The organism is Streptomyces sp. NBC_01341 (assembly GCF_035946055.1).
Classification (GTDB): Bacteria; Actinomycetota; Actinomycetes; order Streptomycetales; family Streptomycetaceae; genus Streptomyces.
This window is the reverse complement of sequence record NZ_CP108364.1, coordinates 6,825,627-6,841,285: the sequence shown is the minus strand read 5'-3', so window position 1 is coordinate 6,841,285 and position 15,659 is coordinate 6,825,627. Positions and strand designations below refer to the sequence as shown.

Genomic DNA, 15,659 nt, shown 5'->3' with positions numbered 1-15,659 from the left:
CACGTTGTGCGGTGGGTCGGCGGAGCGGGGTGGGCCCGGTCGCCGGTGACATGTCAGGAATCGGTGGCCCGACGGTCGGTGATCAGGTTCATCTCTGCCTGCGCGAGGAAGCGCGCGGCCTCCTGGTCGGTCGTCGGCATGCCGTTCGCACCGCCGTCCAGCAGCCGGCCGAGCATGGCCGCCTTGCGGTGGCCGCCGATGCCGAGCGCCTGCGTGGGCTGCGCGTCGAGCGGGCCGCTCACCTCGAGGAGCCGCACCACGATGTCGTCGCGCTGGAAGATGGTGCTGCTCTCGATGGGGCTCGTGACGTCGTCCGCCGCCTCCTCGTCCTGGCCGGCGAGCAGCCGGGCCAGGGCCATGCCGCAGCCCTCCTTGCCCTGGTAGAACAGCGCGTGCCGTTCGACCTGGGCCGAGGAGTGCCGCCCGGCCGTCACGTGGTGGACGGTCGGGAGCGCGGCCCGGGTGAAGAACATGCGGGCGGAGTCGGGGTCGCTCAGGTCGCGGTCCTGCTCCAGGTACGGGTTGATGGCCTCTTCCACGGCCCTGACCTCGGGTTGCCGAGAGACGTGGCGCAGTGCCGCCATCAGGTCGCCCTCGACCTCGACGGCCCGCACGACACGGTTGCCGTGCATGAAGAGCGAGGTGCGGCGCAGTCGGGTGTTCTCGTCCACGCGTGCCTGCGGGGATTCGTAGTCGGCGAGGATCTTCGCGACCATCTCCTCCGTGCCCGGCTTGACCGTGAACGTCAGTGCGTGGCGCACGACGCCGTCACCGAGGCGCGGTGCGGACTGAAGACGGCTCTTGGCGGGCTGCGAGGTGCTCTCGAACGCCGCGCCGGTCTCCCGCAGGACGCTGAAGCGAAGGGACCGGGTGTCACGTACGCAACTGTGCAGCGGCTGTACCGTCGCGACGTGCTCCTCGCTGTTGACCCAGGCGAGGAACGGCGGCGCACTCTCCCATTCGCTGGTGATGAGCCACTGCGAGGGGTTCTCGATGGACTGGCACAGCTGGTCGCTGATGTGTCCGGGGATCGAGGCCACCTGGTTGCGCATGTGCTCGTACGCCTCGAGGAACTGGTTCTGGGCGCCGTCGTGCAGGTCCAGCAGCAGTATGACCCGGAGCCTCGAACCGTCGAAGGCGGACTGAGATATACGTTCCGAGAGGGCTGTCATCTTTCGTTCTCCTTCGAGACGATACGGCGGCCACGACACGTGACCCCTCGTCATCAGGCGGTATCGGTGGAAGCGGCACGGGCCGCTGCCCGCTGACGCGTGGCGACGCTCCCGCATCGCGGACATCGCTCCCGCGACTGATCGTGGAACGCAGGCACGGGCGGCGCGAGATTTATGAACCGTTCAGGTGAGGAGCCGTCGGAAGCCCTGCCGAACCGCTCCCGCGAGGGCATGGACACTGCATCCGTCCTGTGTCCGAGCTGGAGCAACAGATGAACGAGAACGTCGACCATCGCGTGCCGGTCCTTGTCGTGGGTGGCTCCCTGGTGGGGCTGTCCACGTCCCTCTTCCTGAGCCGGCTCGGCATCCGCCATCTGCTGGTGGAGAAACACCGCAGCACCTCGACCCACCCCCGCGGGCGTGGCAACAACGTCCGCACCATGGAGGTGTTCCGCACCGCGGGGGCGGAACAGCTGATCCGGGACGCCGCGTCCGTACTGGCGGAGAACCACGGCATCCTGCAGGCCGGCTCGCTCACGGGGGACGACCAGGAGTGGCTGTTCAAGGAGATCGACCCGGGTGGCGGTCTCGCCAGGTTCAGTCCCAGCGGCTGGTGCCTGTGCAGCCAGAACGACCTGGAACCGGTCCTGGTCGATCACGCGAGGGCGCAGGGCAGCGAGCTGTGGTTCTCCACGGAGCTGATCAGCTTCGAGCAGGACGCGGACGGGGTCACCGCCGTGGTGAAGGACCGGGAGACCGGGGTGCACAGCACGGTGCGCGCCGACTATCTCGTCGCGGCCGACGGCCCCCGCAGCCCGATCCGTGAGCAGCTCGGCATCGGCCGGACGGGTCCCGGCGACCTCTTCCACAACGTGAGCATCACCTTCCGCTCCCGGGGCCTCGCCGCGGTGGTCGGTGACCGGCGCTTCATCGTCTGCTACCTGACCAACCCGAAGGCGGACGGCGCGCTCCTGCCGGTGGACAACGAGGAACGCTGGGTCTTCCACGCGCCGTGGCAGCCCGACCGGGGCGAGACACTGGAGGACTTCACCGACGAGCGGTGTGCGGAACACATCCGCCTCGCGGTCGGAGCGCCGGACCTCGACATCGAGATCACGGGCAAGGCCCCGTGGCACGCGGCGGAGCGGGTGGCCGAGCGGTACAGCTCGGGCAGGGTCTTCCTCGCCGGAGACTCGGCCCACGAGATGTCGCCCACCGGGGCCTTCGGGTCCAACACCGGCATCCAGGACGCGCACAACCTGGCGTGGAAGCTGGCCGCCGTGATCGACGGCGCGGCGGAGCCGGGGCTCCTCGACACGTACGAGGCGGAACGGCTTCCCGTGGCGAAGGCCACGAGCGCGCGGGCGTCGGCCCGTTCGAGCGAGCACAGCCACCCGGGGTACGCGGGATCGCCCGGCACCGGTGGCGGAGGCCGCAAGGGCGGCGGCATGCTCGCGGTCGCCCTCGGCTACCGCTATGCGCGGGGGGCGGTCCTGGGCGTCGATCCCGCGACTCCCGTGGTACCCGAGGGCATGGGTCTGACGGGCGAACCGGGCTCCCGCGCGCCGCACATGTGGCTCGGCCGCGACGGGGAGCGCGTGTCGACCCTGGACCTCTACGAGCAGGCGTTCGTCCTGCTCTGCGACGCCCGGCAACAGGATTGGCGTGCGGCCGCCGCCGGGGTGGCGAAGCGTCTCGGTGTCCGTCTGGACGCCTTCGGCATCGGCTCCGGCCCGGGCGCGGACCTGGAGTCGGAGCAGGGGGCCGACTGGGCGGCCGCCCACGGCACCTCGGCCGAGGGCGCCGTGCTGGTGCGCCCCGACGGATTCGTGGCCTGGCGGTCCGAGAACGCGGCGGCGGACCCCGAGGGGACGCTGTACGAGGTGATGGCGACACTGCTGCACCGCGTCTGAACCGGCACGATCGGCCGGCCGTCACCGCCGGCCGGCCTCCGCCCTGCCGCTCCTGAGCCCCGGCTCGGGGGAGGCAGGGCGGAGTCGTGCGGAGCAGGCCGCCGTACCGGCTGGTGAGGCCCCGTCGTCGGGAGTTTTCCACAGGCTGCGCCCGCCCCTTGCCAGATGGCCACGCATCCTGAATTACTGCTCCCAGGGAACGATCAAACGGCCGGTCGTGTGTCGGCGGGAGGATGATCCGTATGACGGCGCTGCTGGACGCCGGGGAGCGGCTCGGCCGCGACGAGCTCGAAGCGCTGCAGTTGCAGCGCCTCCGGGCCACACTGCGGCACGCGTACGAGAACGTCGGCTTCTACCGGACCGCGTTCGACAGGGCCGGCCTGCGGCCCGAGGACTGCCGCACCCTCGCGGACCTCGCCCGCTTCCCGTTCACCGTGAAGGCCGACCTCCGTGACAACTACCCCTTCGGGATGTTCGCCGTCCCGGAGGACCGGGTGCGGCGGATCCACGCCTCCAGCGGCACGACGGGCCGGCCCACGGTGGTCGGGTACACCGCACGCGACCTGGACACCTGGGCGGATGTCGTGGCCCGCTCGATCAGGGCCGCCGGCGGGCGCCCGGGACACAAAGCCCATGTGGCCTACGGATACGGGCTGTTCACGGGTGGCCTCGGCGCACACTACGGTGCCGAGCGGCTCGGCTGCACGGTCATTCCCGCTTCCGGCGGGATGACCGCGCGCCAGGTACAGCTCATCCAGGACTTCAGGCCCGAGATCATCATGATCACGCCCTCGTACATGCTCACCCTCCTGGACGAGTTCGAGCGCCAGGGTGTCGACCCGCGGTCCACGGCATTGAAGGTCGGCATCTTCGGCGCCGAGCCGTGGACCGAGCAGATGCGCCGGGAGATCGAGGAGCGGTTCGCGATCGACGCCGTCGACATATACGGGCTGTCGGAGGTGATGGGGCCGGGCGTGGCGCAGGAGTGCGTCGAGACCAAGGACGGTCTGCACATCTGGGAGGACCACTTCTATCCGGAGGTCGTCGACCCGGTCACCGGGGAGGTCCTGCCGGACGGGGAGGAAGGCGAGCTGGTCTTCACCTCGCTCACGAAGGAGGCCATGCCGGTGATCCGCTACCGGACCCGCGACCTCACGCGCCTGCTGCCGGGGACCGCCCGCGCCTTCCGGCGGATGGAGAAGGTCACCGGGCGCAGCGACGACATGGTGATTCTGCGCGGGGTGAACCTCTTTCCGACGCAGATCGAGGAGATCGTGCTCCGGACACCTGGAGTGGCCCCTCACTTCCAGCTGCGGCTGACCCGCCAGGGGCGTCTGGACGCCCTGACCGTGCGGGCGGAAGCACGGTCGGGTGCCACGACGGACGACCGCGTGGCGGCCGGGCGGTCGATCGCGGCCGCCGTGAAGGACGGGGTCGGCGTGAGCGTCGATGTCGAGATCGTCGACCCCGAGACGCTCGAGCGGTCGGTGGGCAAGATCAGGCGCATCGTCGACCTGCGGGAGGACGGCTGAGGAGGCGCACCGTCCCGCCCCCGTGCGGGCGCGGGACGGCGAGGAGCCGGCGGCCGTGAGCCGGCGTGAGGTGGGCAGGGACGCGGCGGGGGGCGCAGGCAGGCATGCGGTCAGGGACACGGTCAGCGGGTCGCGGTCAGGGACGCGAAGACCACGACGTTGTCCTGGTAGCCGGACTTCCTGTCGTAGTCGCCTCCGCAGGTGATCACCCGTAGCTCGGGCCGGGCCGAGGGCCCGTAGACCTTCTCGTCGGGGAAGTTCTTCTTGTCGTAGGTCTCCACGGCGTAGACCGTGAACACCGCGGTGCTCAGGTCCTCCCGGATGATCTCCACGGTCGCGCCCGTGCGCAGCAGTCCCAACTGCTGGAAGACGCCGGGACCAAGGCGGGTGTCCACATGTCCGGTCGTGACGGCGGTACCCACGGCACCCGGAACCGTGCCTCCGGCGTACCACCCCGTGAGCACCGGATTGTTGTCGGGCGGGGGCTTCAGGGCCCCTGCGGCGTCAAGGCCCAGCTTCATCATGGGCGCGTCCACCCTGAGGCTGGGGATCCGCAGGCGGACTGGGGTCACGGGCGGAAGCGGCGGGACGGCGGGCGGTGCTGCGAAGGGGCTCCGGCCGGGGACAGTACGCGGCGCGTCAGAAGCGGCAACGCCCGGCCGTGCGGGCTCAGGTCCGGTCGGTACGGGGATTCCCGCGGCCGGGAGCAGAGGGGCCGGCCGGACCGGGGGCCGGGGTACGAGTACCGGCGGCGCGGTGGGCCGGCGGACGAGGACGGGATACCGGGGCTCGGGGCGTTCCGCCGCTGTGTACGGCAGCGCGGGCCCTGCCGGTGCGGGACGGGCCGGGCGGCTCTGTGGGGATGGCGCCGGGGCCGCAGGCGGTGCGGGTGCCGCGGTGGCGGCCGGGGGCTGCGGCGGCCTGTCGTCGCGCAGTCCGGTGATCACCAGCACGGTCCCCGCCACCAGTGCCCAGACGAGGTGTTTCACCGCCGGGAACGACTGGGGCGCCGGGCTGCTCGTGGGCACGGTCTCCATCGTGTGCCTCTGATTCACGGGGTAGGTGGGAGTCCGCGGGCCCTGGAGCCGGGAAGGTCCAGGGCCCGCCGACAGGAGCCGCGCGGGGGTCAGCCGCGTGCGGCGGCCCTGCGACGCATCCTGACCACTCCCCCGGCCGCGGCCCCGGCGAGCAGCACGCTCCCCAGGGCGAGCTGGGTGCTCGTGTCGGTGGGTGCCCCGAAGCCCGCGTCCACACCGCCGCTGGGGGCGCGGTCGGTGATCAGGTAGGTGTCCGTGATCTTGATCCGCGGAGGGCACTTCACGGTCACGGTGTCCGTCCCCGGCGCGGTGCCCCGCGGGATCTCGAACACGCCGACGAGCACTCCCTTGCGGTCGCCCTCGAGGAGGTGGAAGGCGCCGCCCGCCTCCGACGTCCCCTTGCCGTAGGTCTCCTTGCCGCAGGCCCTGGTGCTGACGGTGACCTGTGCGCCCGGCGAGGCGTGCGCCGGGCTGATGCGGATGGTCTGTTCACCGGCCGGTTCCGCCGCCTCCGCCACGGGGGCCGCGAGGGCAAGGGAACCTACGGCCAGACAGATACCCGCACCGATGCGTGTGTTGCGCATGAGGATCCTCCAACGGGAGCAGGGTCCGGCCGGACTGCGCGGCGCCTCTGCTGTGCTCCACGTCCGAGGCAACCGACACCCCGTCACCCCCGCAACACGTGGCGCCACCACGTGTGTCACCCGGCCGGGCCCGGAGTTGTGCGTCGAGGTGCTCGTTTGCCCAGGTCATCGATCCCGGCGGAAAACTGAGGAGCAATCATGCCCGCGACGGCGAACGGGCTAAGGCGGTGGACCGCGCGGGCTGAGGTCAGTCGCCCGCCCCGGCGAACCGGTCCCGCAGCTCTCTCTTGAGAATCTTCCCGCTGGCGTTGCGCGGGAGTTCACCGACGAACAGCACCCGCTTCGGGGCCTGGAAATGCGCGAGCCGCTCGCGGACGTGATCGATCAGCTCGGCCTCCGACGCATCGCCCCGGAGCACCACGACGGCGGTGACGGCCTCGATCCAGCGCGGGTCCGGCAGCCCGACCACGGCCGTCTCCGCCACAGCTGGGTGGGTGTAGAGGGCGTCCTCCACCTGCCGGGAGGCGACGAGCACCCCACCCGAGTTGATGACGTCCTTCACCCGGTCGACGACCGTGAAGTAGCCCTCGGCGTCGCGGACCGCGAGATCACCGGAGTGGAACCAGCCGTCGCGGAAGGCCTCGGCGCTCTCCTCCGGTTTGTCCCAGTAGCCCCGGCACAGCTGCGGCGAACGGTAGACGACTTCACCCGCCTCCCCGTCGGGAACCTCCTTGCCGTGCTCGTCGACCACCCTCGCCTCGACGAAGAGCACGGGACGCCCGCAGGAGTCCATCCGGCCCTCGTGTTCGTCGGGGCCCAGCACGGTGGCGAGAGGCCCGATCTCGCTCTGCCCGAAGCAGTTGTAGAAGGCCAGTCCCGGCAGCCGCTCGCGCAGACGCTCCAGAACCGGCACGGGCATGATCGAGGCGCCGTAGTAGGCCTTGCGCAGGGCACCGAGCTCGCGGGTCGCGAAGTCCGGATGGTTGGCGAGTCCGATCCAGACCGTAGGCGGCGCGAAGAGGCTGTCCGCCTGTCCGGCCTCGACCAGGTCGAAGATCCGCCCGGCGTCCGGTGCGTCGAGGATCGTGTTCTCGGCACCCACGGCGAGGTACGGCAGCAGGAACACGTGCATCTGAGCGGAGTGGTAGAGCGGCAGCGAGTGCACGGGCCGGTCGGCCGCCCGGAGGTCGAGGGCCGTGACGGCACTGACGTACTCGTGCACCAGCGCGCCGTGCGTCATCATCGCACCCTTGGGCAGGGCCGTGGTGCCGGAGGTGTAGAGCAGCTGCACCAGGTCGTCGGCGCCGGGTTCGCGCGCGGGGGCGAAGGGGCGCGGTGTGTCCAGTTCGTCCAGCAGGGAGTCCGGGGCGTCCCGCAGCGCCCGTACGGGGTGACCGGCCGGGACGCGGGAGGCGAGGGCGGGGTCGGTGAGGACGAGCGCGCTGCCGGACTGCTCGATGATGTACTCCAGGTCCTCGCCGGTCAGGTTCTGATTGACCGGCACGTGCACCAGCCCGGCCCGGGCGCACGCCAGATAGGCGATCAGATACGCGTCGGAGTTGTGGGCGTACGAGGCCACCCGGTCGCCGGGGCCCAGTCCGTGCTCGGCCGTCAGGACCGCGGCGGCCGTGCTCACCGCCTCGTCCAGCGCGGCGTAGGTCCAGGTCCGCTCGGCGTACCTGATCGCGGTGCGCCCGGGGGTGCGTCGTGCGCTGCGTGCGAGGACACCGTCCACTGTGCTGCTGCGTACACCTGTCATGGCGTGATCCTGGGCGGCGGGGCGGCGGGGGTCAAGGGCCGTGGACGCCGGTATCGGCCGTCCGTGTGCGGGTGCCCCGTGCCGGCAGTGCGGGCAGTCGCGGCGACGTGCGGGGCGGCTCGGGGGTCCCATGAGGGAGCGGTCCCGGGGCGGCCGGGGAGAAGACAGGGCGAAGGAGACGCGACGGGACAAGGCGACTGTCGTCACGTCAGATTGTTTTGTTCTCTCAGGGACACGAGGGGCGGTCGTGACAGTAGCCTCTGGTTCGGCAGGAAGTTTCATCACCGTACGAGATTTCGAAAGTTACTTTCGCGCTGGTGCTTTCGACGTGAGGGGAAGGGGTTCCGGATGGCCGGATACGTGTCGGACCGGGGAATGAGCCGTCGGAGGCTGGGCGGCGGGATACTGGCACTGGGCGGGGCACTCGCCCTGGCTCCGATTCCCCTGGCGGGTGCCGCGGGGCCTGCGCTCGCCGCCGGCCGGGCCACGGAGGGCGACGGGGCTCCGGGGATGACATCGGGAACCGGGACGGTCATGGAACCAGGGCGGAGCCGACCCACTCTGCGCCGCGGCTCGGCCGCGCGGGCCGGCCTGCTGCCGGACCAGCTCGACCAACTGGTCGCGGATGCGGAGAAGTACCTCTCCGACTCCCCCACGCACCCCTGGTACGCGGGCGCGGTCCTGCTCGCCGGCCGCGGCGGCACCGTCGCCCTGCACCGTCCGATCGGCTCGGCCGTGCGCTACGCGGCGTACGACGAGAAGACGGACACCGGGGTGGAGTTCCCTCCGGACCAGCAGATCCCCATGGCCGAGGACACGGTCTTCGACCTGGCGTCGGTGTCGAAGCTGTTCACCTCGATCCTTGCCGTCCAGCAGATCGAGCGCGGGGCGCTGGCACTCGAAGCGCGGGTGGCTTCGTACCTCCCCGAGTTCGCCGGGGGCGGCAAGCAGGACGTGACCGTGCGGCAGCTCCTCACCCACACGTCGGGCTTCCGGGCGTGGATCCCGCTCTACAAGGAGCCGACCCGGGAGGGGCAGCTCCGTCTCCTGTGGGAGGAGGTCCCCGCGTCCACGCCGGGCAGCAAGTACCTCTACTCCGACCTCAATCTGATCTCGCTCCAGCTGATCCTGGAGAAGATCACCAGCCGCACCCAGGACGTCCTGCTCCGCGAGGAGATCACCGATCCGCTCGGGATGCACCGGACGCGGTACAACCCGCCCGCCTCCTGGAAGCCGAAGATCGCGGCCACCGAGGACGCCCGGCTTCCCTGGTCGGGTCTCGAACGCGGGCTCGTCTGGGGAGAGGTCCACGACGAGAACGCCTACGGACTCGGCGGCGTCGCGGGTCACGCGGGTGTCTTCTCCTGCGCCTGGGACCTCGCGATCCTGGCACGCACCCTGCTCAACGGCGGCGTCTACGGCAGGTGCCGGATCCTGTCCGAGGAATCCGTGGAGCTGATGTTCACCGACTTCAACACGGCGTTCCCCGGCGACGAGCACGGCCTGGGCTTCGAGCTCTACCAGCACTGGTACATGGGCGCGATGGCCACACCGCGCACCGCGGGACACACCGGCTTCACCGGTACCAGCCTGGTCCTCGACCCGACCACGGACTCCTTCCTGATCGTCCTGGGCAACTCCGTGCACCCTGTGCGCACCTGGCGCCAGGGAAGCGCTCCTCGGGTGGCCGCGGCCAACCGGATGGCACGCGCCGTACCGGTCCGTCCGGCGCGGGGCGGCACCGCGTGGTTCTCCGGCATGGCGAGCGCCACCACCGCGACCCTGACACTCCCCGCGCTGCGGCCCGCCTCTTCGCGGCCCGCGCTGAGCTGCGGCCTGTGGTGGGACACCGAGCCGGCGTCGGACTCCCTGCGGCTGGAGGCCTCATCGGACTCCGGGGCGACGTGGCAGCCCGTCGCCTTCTCCACGGTTCCCGCCCAGGGAGCGCGGCCCAGGAACTCCAGCGCGCATCCGGACGGCTCGGTCTCGGGGTGGTCGGGACGGGTCTGGCACTCCCTGGAGGCGGACCTGAGTGGCTGGCGTGGCACGGAGGTGCGGCTCCGCTGGCGTTACACGACCGACCAGTTGTACGTCGGACGCGGTGTGTACGTAGACGCGCTGCGTGTCCGGGACGGCCGCCGCACGCTCTTCGACGAGAGGAAGCCGGGCGACGCGGGCCGTATCGAGGCGACCGGGTGGTCCGTTTCCGCGGACTGAGCGGATCCTGCTGGTTGGATGGCCGGCATGAATGGAACCCAGTCCATAGAAGCCCCTTGGGGCGTGTCGGTGTTCGGAGCGGCGAGCGTGGACGCCACTCCCGACCTGGCGCGCCTGCGGGTGGCGATATCCCAGACCAGGAACAAGCCGGGCGAGGCGTTCGCGGCCACGCGGAGCGGGGTGAACCGGATCCGGGAGGTCCTGCGCGGCCACCGGGTGCCGGAGGCAGCGGTCTCCACTTCGCGGCTGAACCTCCACTCGCAGTGGACCTACGGCAGCGAACGCACGTTCCTGGGATACGAGTGCACCGCGTCCTTCGTGATCGAACTCCGCGACCTCGACAGCCTGGAGACCGTGCTCGTCGAGGTCGTCGAGGCCGGGGCCAACGAGGTCAAGGGTGTCGAGTTCGATGTGCGCACGAAGAAGGAGCTTCGTGCCGGGGCTCGCGCGGCTGCCGTGGCCGCGGCGCGGGAGAAGGCCGCCCTGTACGCGGAGGCGGCGGGAGCGCAGCTCGGTCCCGTCGTCCACATCAAGGATGTGGACGCCGAGCAGGTGCAGAGCTACCGCAGTCACGGCAGCCACGACGACGGCAGCGGCGAAGGGGATCTGACGCCCGGCAAGGTGACGGTGTCGGCGGGGGTCGTACTCGGCTTCTCGCTCATCGGCGGCTGAGCGACCGCCTCGGCACGCACATGCGAGCGCGGGCCGCCCGGAGGCGGCCCGCGCCGTGCTCGGCCGCTCGCGAGGGTGCGTCCCTCGCCGACGCGGTGGTTTCACCGGCCCAGCGCCGCCATGGCCGCGTTGTGACCTGGTACACCGCTGACCCCGCCGCCGCGCACCGCGCCCGCGCCGCACAGCAGGACGTTGGCGTGGGAGGTCTCCACACCCCAGCGGCCGGTGTCGGCGCCGGCGTACGGGAAGGAGAGGTCGCGGTGGAAGATGTGTCCGCCGGGCAGCCCCAGTTCGCGCTCCAGGTCGAGCGGCGTCTTCGCCTCGATGCACGGCCTCCCCGCGGCGTCGACGGCGAGGCAGTCGGAGATCGGCTCGTCGAGGTGGGTGTCGAGTTCGGCCAGGGTCGCGTCGAGCAGGGTGGCGCGCGTCGCTTCGTTGTCCGTGTCGAAGAGCCGGGCGGGCGTGTGCAGGCCGAAAAGTGTCAGGGTCTGGTAGCCGCGCGCCGCGAGGTCGGGACCGAGGATCGACGGGTCGGTCAGTGAGTGGCAGTAGATCTCGGAAGGCGGGGCGGCGGGGAGCCGCCCGGACGCCGCCTCGTGGTACGCCGCGGCCAGTTGTTCGTAGCCCTCGGCGACGTGGAACGTCCCGGCGAACGCCTGGCGTGGGTCGACGGAGCGGTCACGCAGCCTCGGCAGCCGTGTGAGCAGCATGTTCACCTTCAGCTGGGAGCCCTCGGCGGCGGGTGGCGGTTTCTCGCCGAGCAGTTCGGCGAGTGCCTGGGGCGACGCGTTGACCAGGACCGTGCGCGCCGCGACGACGTGCTCCCCGTCGGGTGAGCGGACGGTGACCTCCGCGCGGGCGCCGTCCGTCTCGATGCGCGTCGCCTCGTGCAGGACCCGGATCTCGGCACCGGCGGCCGATGCGGCACCGGCCAGCGCGTCGGTGAGTGCGCCCATCCCGCCGACCGGGACGTCCCAGTCGCCGGTGGAGTTGCCGATCACGTGGTACAGGAAGCAGCGGTTCTGGAGGAGGGACGGGTCGTGGGCGTCGGCGAACGTGCCGATGAGCGCGTCGGTGAGCACGACTCCGCGTACGAGGTCGTCGGCGAAGCACTCCTCCACCGCGGCCCCGACAGGTTCCTCGAACAGCATGCGCCAGGCGTCCTCGTCGTCGACGCGGGCCCGCAGGACGTCGCGGGTGACGAGCGGTTCGGTGAGGGTCGGGAAGACGCGCTCGGCGACCTTCCGCGTCATCCCGTAGAACCGCTCCCAGGCGTCGTACTCGCGGTCGCCACCGGTGAGCGCGGCGAAGGAGGCACGCGTCCCGTCTCCGCCGACGAGCAGTCCCGTCGCCCGGCCGCCGCGCACTGCGGGGGTGTAGGAGGAGACGGTGCGCTTGCGTACGGCGAAGTCGAGGCCCAGCTCGCGGATGATCTTCCCCGGGAGGAGCGAGACCAGGTAGGAGTAGCGGGAGAGACGTGCGTCGACGCCTTCGAACGGACGGGTCGACACGGCCGCTCCGCCTGTGCCCGCGAGACGTTCGAGGACGAGGACCGACTGGCCGGCACGGGCGAGGTAGGCGGCGGCGACCAGGCCGTTGTGACCACCACCCACGACGACCGCGTCGTAGGAGGCGCGCGCGGGTGCGCCGGGTGAGGACATCTGCTCTGCGGGCATGTCCCTTCGTAACACGCCCTGATCGCCCGTGGACAGGGGGCGGCGGGCTCGGTGTGGAACCCGAAACCCATGGGCGTCGCGGTGGGGGCTGTGGCAGGGTTCTGGCCCTGACCGCTTCCCCGCCCCGTACACACGAGGAGCCCCATGAACACCCCCGCACGTCTGATTCCGCTGCTGGAACAGTTCGACTGGGCGCGCGAGCGGCTCGTGAACCGGATGGCGGGACCGACGGCCGACAGCGGGAACGGCACCGACGTGGAGGTCACGGTCCTGACCGACGCGGAGTATCTGTGGGAACCGGTGAAGGACTGCTGGTCCGTTCGCCGGCACAGCGCGGGTCCGGGTCCGGGCGCGACGGTCCTGACGGGCTCGGGCGACTGGGGGCGTGACACGGGCCCGTTCCCGCATCCGTCCCCGCCGCCCTTCACGACCCTCGCGTGGCGCCTGAGCCACCTCAGCGAACTGCTTGCCCTGCGCGCCGACCACACGGCGGGGAACCACGACATGACACGGGACGAATACCGGGTGGTGGGCGACGCAGCGGGGGCGGTCGCGGACTTCGAGGCATCGGCGGACGCATGGCGTGCGGCGCTCGTGAGCGCCGACGACACGGCTCTCGACACGGTCGGCCACAGCACCTACCCGTACGGCGGCGACCCGGAGGATCCTTTCATCGACACCGTCTGGTGGGTCAATCAGGAGATCCTGCATCACGGGGCCGAGATCGCCCTGCTCCGCGACCTGTATCGCGCGCGGGGCGCCTCGGCCTGACGTCAGCGCGGGGACGGCCCGCGCTCCCGGCGCAGGTCGGCGACCCGCCGGTAGAGGTCGGCCGCCTCCGCGCCTCGACCGAGCTGCTCCAGGCAGTGCGCCTCGTCGTTGCGGCCCGCGAGGGTGTCGGGATGGTCGGGGCCCAGGACGCGTGCGCGGGCCTCGGCGACCGCCCGGTAGTCGGTCAGCGCCTCCGCCCAGCGGCCGAGCCAGCCCAGGCCGACGGCAACCTCGCGCCGGCTGACGAGCGTGTCGGGGTGGTCGGGCCCCAGCGTGCGGACCCGGATCGCGTACACCTCACGCGACTCGGCGAGCGCTTCCTCCCAGCGCGCCATTCGCCCGAGGTTGACGCACAGGCCGTGCCGGGCACGAAGTGTCTCGGGGTCGGCCGCGCCGCTCACCCGGGCACGGTCCTCGGCCAGCCCCCGGTAGAGCTCCAGGGCCTCGGCGCTGCGGCCGAGCCGGCCGAGGCTGATGCCCACCTCGTAGCGGGCGGAGAGAGTGTCGGGGTGGTCGGCGCCCAGCGTGGCGGTGCGGGCCTCAGCCACCTCGCGGTAGGTCCGCAGGGCCTCGGTCCAGCGGTCCAGGCGGCCCAGGGTGTACGCCACTTCGTACAGGGTGGCCAGGGTGTCCGGGTGCGTCGCGCCGAGGAGCCTGCCCCGGGCGTCGGCAACCTCGCGGGCCATGCGGTACGAGTCCTCGGGGCGGCCGAGCCTGCTGAGATTGAAGGCCAGGTTGTGGCGGCACCGCAGAGTGTCGGGGTGGTCCGGCCCCATGGAACGCTCCCGGGAGGCGAGGACCGCCGCGTACACCTGGTGGGCCTCGAAGTGCCGGCCCATGCGGCCGAGTACGTACGCCGTCTCCTGCCGTGCGGCGAGGGTTTCGGGGTGGTCGGGGCCGAGGACACGCTCCCGGCCGTCGGCGGCCCGGCCGAACTCGCGCAGCGCGTCCTCGGCCGGTCCGGTGCGGTTGAGGGCGTAGCCGAGCTCGTACCTGCTGGTCAGCGTGTCGGGGTGGTCGGGGCCGAGGGCGTTTTCGCGTGCGGCGGCGACCGCGCGGTGCACCTCTGCGGCCTCCTCCCAATGGCCGAGCCGCCCCAGGTTCAGGCCCGCGTGGTGACGGCCGGCCAGGGTGGCGAGCAGCTCGGGCGACGGGGTGGGCCGTCCGTGACCCGCGTGCGGGAACGCACCGGTGAGTACGGATGCGGCCGCCGTGGTCCAGGAGCCCGTCAGGGCGCTCGTGTGGTCGAGGGCAGCCGTCGCGGTCCGGGCTGCGTCACCTGCCGCCTTGGGTCCGGTGGTCATGTGGCGTGTCCAGGACGGCAGTCGGGCCGGTGCGTCCGCGTCCCGCGCCGGTGGCAGGGGCAGGGAGCCGTGCTCGGCGGCCGGCTGCTCGCCCGTGCGGCCGACAGCGATGCGCTGCCTCAGGTCTCCGGCGTCGGCCGGCCTCTCGCCGGGCGCCTTGGCCAGCAGGTCGAGAACGACACGGTCCAGGAATCCGGGGAGTTCGGACCGGCGGGTGCGCGGCGGCTCCGGGACGGTGTCACGGTGTCCGACGAGGACGGCCCAGGCGTCGTCCATGTCGAACGGCGGTGCGCCCGTGGCGATCTCGTACAGCACGCAGCCCAGGGAGTACAGGTCACTGCGGTGGTCGACCTCGCCGCCGCCGATCTGCTCGGGTGACATGTAGTGCGGGGTCCCCATCGCGATCCCGGTGCCGGTGAGGCGTGAGGTGAAGCCGATGTCGTGGCCGAGCCTGGCGATGCCGAAGTCGCAGATCTTCACCGCTCCGTCGTCGAGCCGCATGATGTTGGCGGGCTTGAGGTCACGGTGCACGATGCCTTGCTGGTGGGTGTAGACGAGAGCGTCGGCAACCTGGTCCGCGATGTCGATGACATCGGCCACCGGCAGCGGCTTCTGCGCGTTGTCCTCCAGGAGCTGGCTGAGGTTGCGTCCCTCCAGGAGTTCCATGACGAGATACAGGACGCCGTCCGACTCCCCGAAGTCGTGGACGACGGTGACACCCCGGTGCTGAAGCGCGGCGGCCACCCGCGCCTCGCGGCGGAAACGCTCGCGCAGGACGCGGATGAAGTCCTCGTCGTGCTGCGGCCCCATCGGCTTCAGGCACTTGACCGCCACCTGGCGGCCCAGTGCCTCGTCCCGCGCACGCCACACCTCGCCCATGCCCCCGCGCCCGATGAGATCGAGCAGCCGGTAGCGGTTCTGGATCAGCCTCGAGTCCGCCATCGCCTGTTACCGCCCCCGTCTGCCTCACTGCCCCGCCCGGGCTCCCCGTCCGGACCCTGCCGGGCTCGCGTGTCCCGGTA

The 15,659-nt window shown here is 71.6% G+C and carries 11 protein-coding genes; 5 read left to right on the top strand and 6 right to left on the bottom strand.

From position 1 onward, the window contains the following. Positions 1–53: 53 nt before the first annotated feature. Complete coding sequence (locus tag OG206_RS30095; RefSeq protein WP_327121656.1) at positions 54–1,172, bottom strand: SchA/CurD-like domain-containing protein; 1,119 nt, start codon at positions 1,170–1,172, stop codon at positions 54–56. A 272-nt stretch (positions 1,173–1,444) separates the two neighbouring features. On the opposite strand from OG206_RS30095, the gene OG206_RS30090 reads away from it, so the two are divergent. Continuing rightward, on the top strand, positions 1,445–3,085 hold the full coding sequence (locus OG206_RS30090; protein WP_327121654.1) for an FAD-dependent oxidoreductase: 1,641 nt from the start codon (positions 1,445–1,447) through the stop codon (positions 3,083–3,085). 242 nt (positions 3,086–3,327) lie between these two features. Further along, positions 3,328–4,617 carry a phenylacetate--CoA ligase PaaK gene (gene paaK / locus OG206_RS30085; protein WP_327121652.1) on the top strand — a complete coding sequence of 430 codons (1,290 nt, stop codon included), beginning with the start codon at positions 3,328–3,330 and terminating at the stop codon, positions 4,615–4,617. Positions 4,618–4,739: 122 nt separating this feature from the next. Here paaK and OG206_RS32650 read toward each other — a convergent pair whose 3' ends face one another. The 3 genes from OG206_RS32650 to OG206_RS30070 all read right to left on the bottom strand — a co-directional run bounded on the left by OG206_RS32650 (position 4,740) and on the right by OG206_RS30070 (position 7,997). Further along, positions 4,740–5,564, bottom strand: coding sequence for a class F sortase (locus tag OG206_RS32650; protein WP_442805972.1), 825 nt, complete (start codon positions 5,562–5,564; stop codon positions 4,740–4,742). Between the two features lie 179 nt (positions 5,565–5,743). Then, on the bottom strand, positions 5,744–6,238 hold the full coding sequence (locus tag OG206_RS30075) for a sortase (protein ID WP_327121648.1): 495 nt from the start codon (positions 6,236–6,238) through the stop codon (positions 5,744–5,746). 247 nt (positions 6,239–6,485) lie between these two features. After that, on the bottom strand, positions 6,486–7,997 hold the full coding sequence (locus OG206_RS30070; RefSeq protein ID WP_327121646.1) for an acyl-CoA synthetase: 1,512 nt from the start codon (positions 7,995–7,997) through the stop codon (positions 6,486–6,488). Positions 7,998–8,345: 348 nt separating this feature from the next. Between OG206_RS30070 and OG206_RS30065 the strand changes: the two genes are divergently transcribed. Together OG206_RS30065 and OG206_RS30060 are read left to right on the top strand one after the other, a co-directional pair. After that, positions 8,346–10,214, top strand: coding sequence for a serine hydrolase (locus OG206_RS30065; RefSeq protein WP_327121644.1), 1,869 nt, complete (start codon positions 8,346–8,348; stop codon positions 10,212–10,214). A 27-nt stretch (positions 10,215–10,241) separates the two neighbouring features. Beyond that, a complete protein-coding gene (locus OG206_RS30060; RefSeq protein WP_327121642.1) occupies positions 10,242–10,886 on the top strand; it encodes an SIMPL domain-containing protein in 645 nt (214 codons plus the stop codon). 101 nt (positions 10,887–10,987) lie between these two features. Here the strand turns inward: OG206_RS30060 and OG206_RS30055 are convergent, their stop codons facing one another. Continuing rightward, positions 10,988–12,562: a phytoene desaturase family protein gene (locus tag OG206_RS30055; protein ID WP_327121640.1), complete on the bottom strand. Its 1,575-nt coding sequence runs from the start codon at positions 12,560–12,562 to the stop codon at positions 10,988–10,990. Positions 12,563–12,706: 144 nt separating this feature from the next. On the opposite strand from OG206_RS30055, the gene OG206_RS30050 reads away from it, so the two are divergent. Then, positions 12,707–13,333 (top strand): DinB family protein, encoded by a 627-nt coding sequence (locus OG206_RS30050; RefSeq protein WP_327121638.1) that lies wholly within the window; start codon positions 12,707–12,709, stop codon positions 13,331–13,333. Between the two features lie 2 nt (positions 13,334–13,335). Here OG206_RS30050 and OG206_RS30045 read toward each other — a convergent pair whose 3' ends face one another. Then, positions 13,336–15,579, bottom strand: a complete 2,244-nt coding sequence (locus OG206_RS30045; RefSeq protein ID WP_327121636.1) for a serine/threonine-protein kinase — start codon at positions 15,577–15,579, stop codon at positions 13,336–13,338. Positions 15,580–15,659 lie beyond the last annotated feature (80 nt).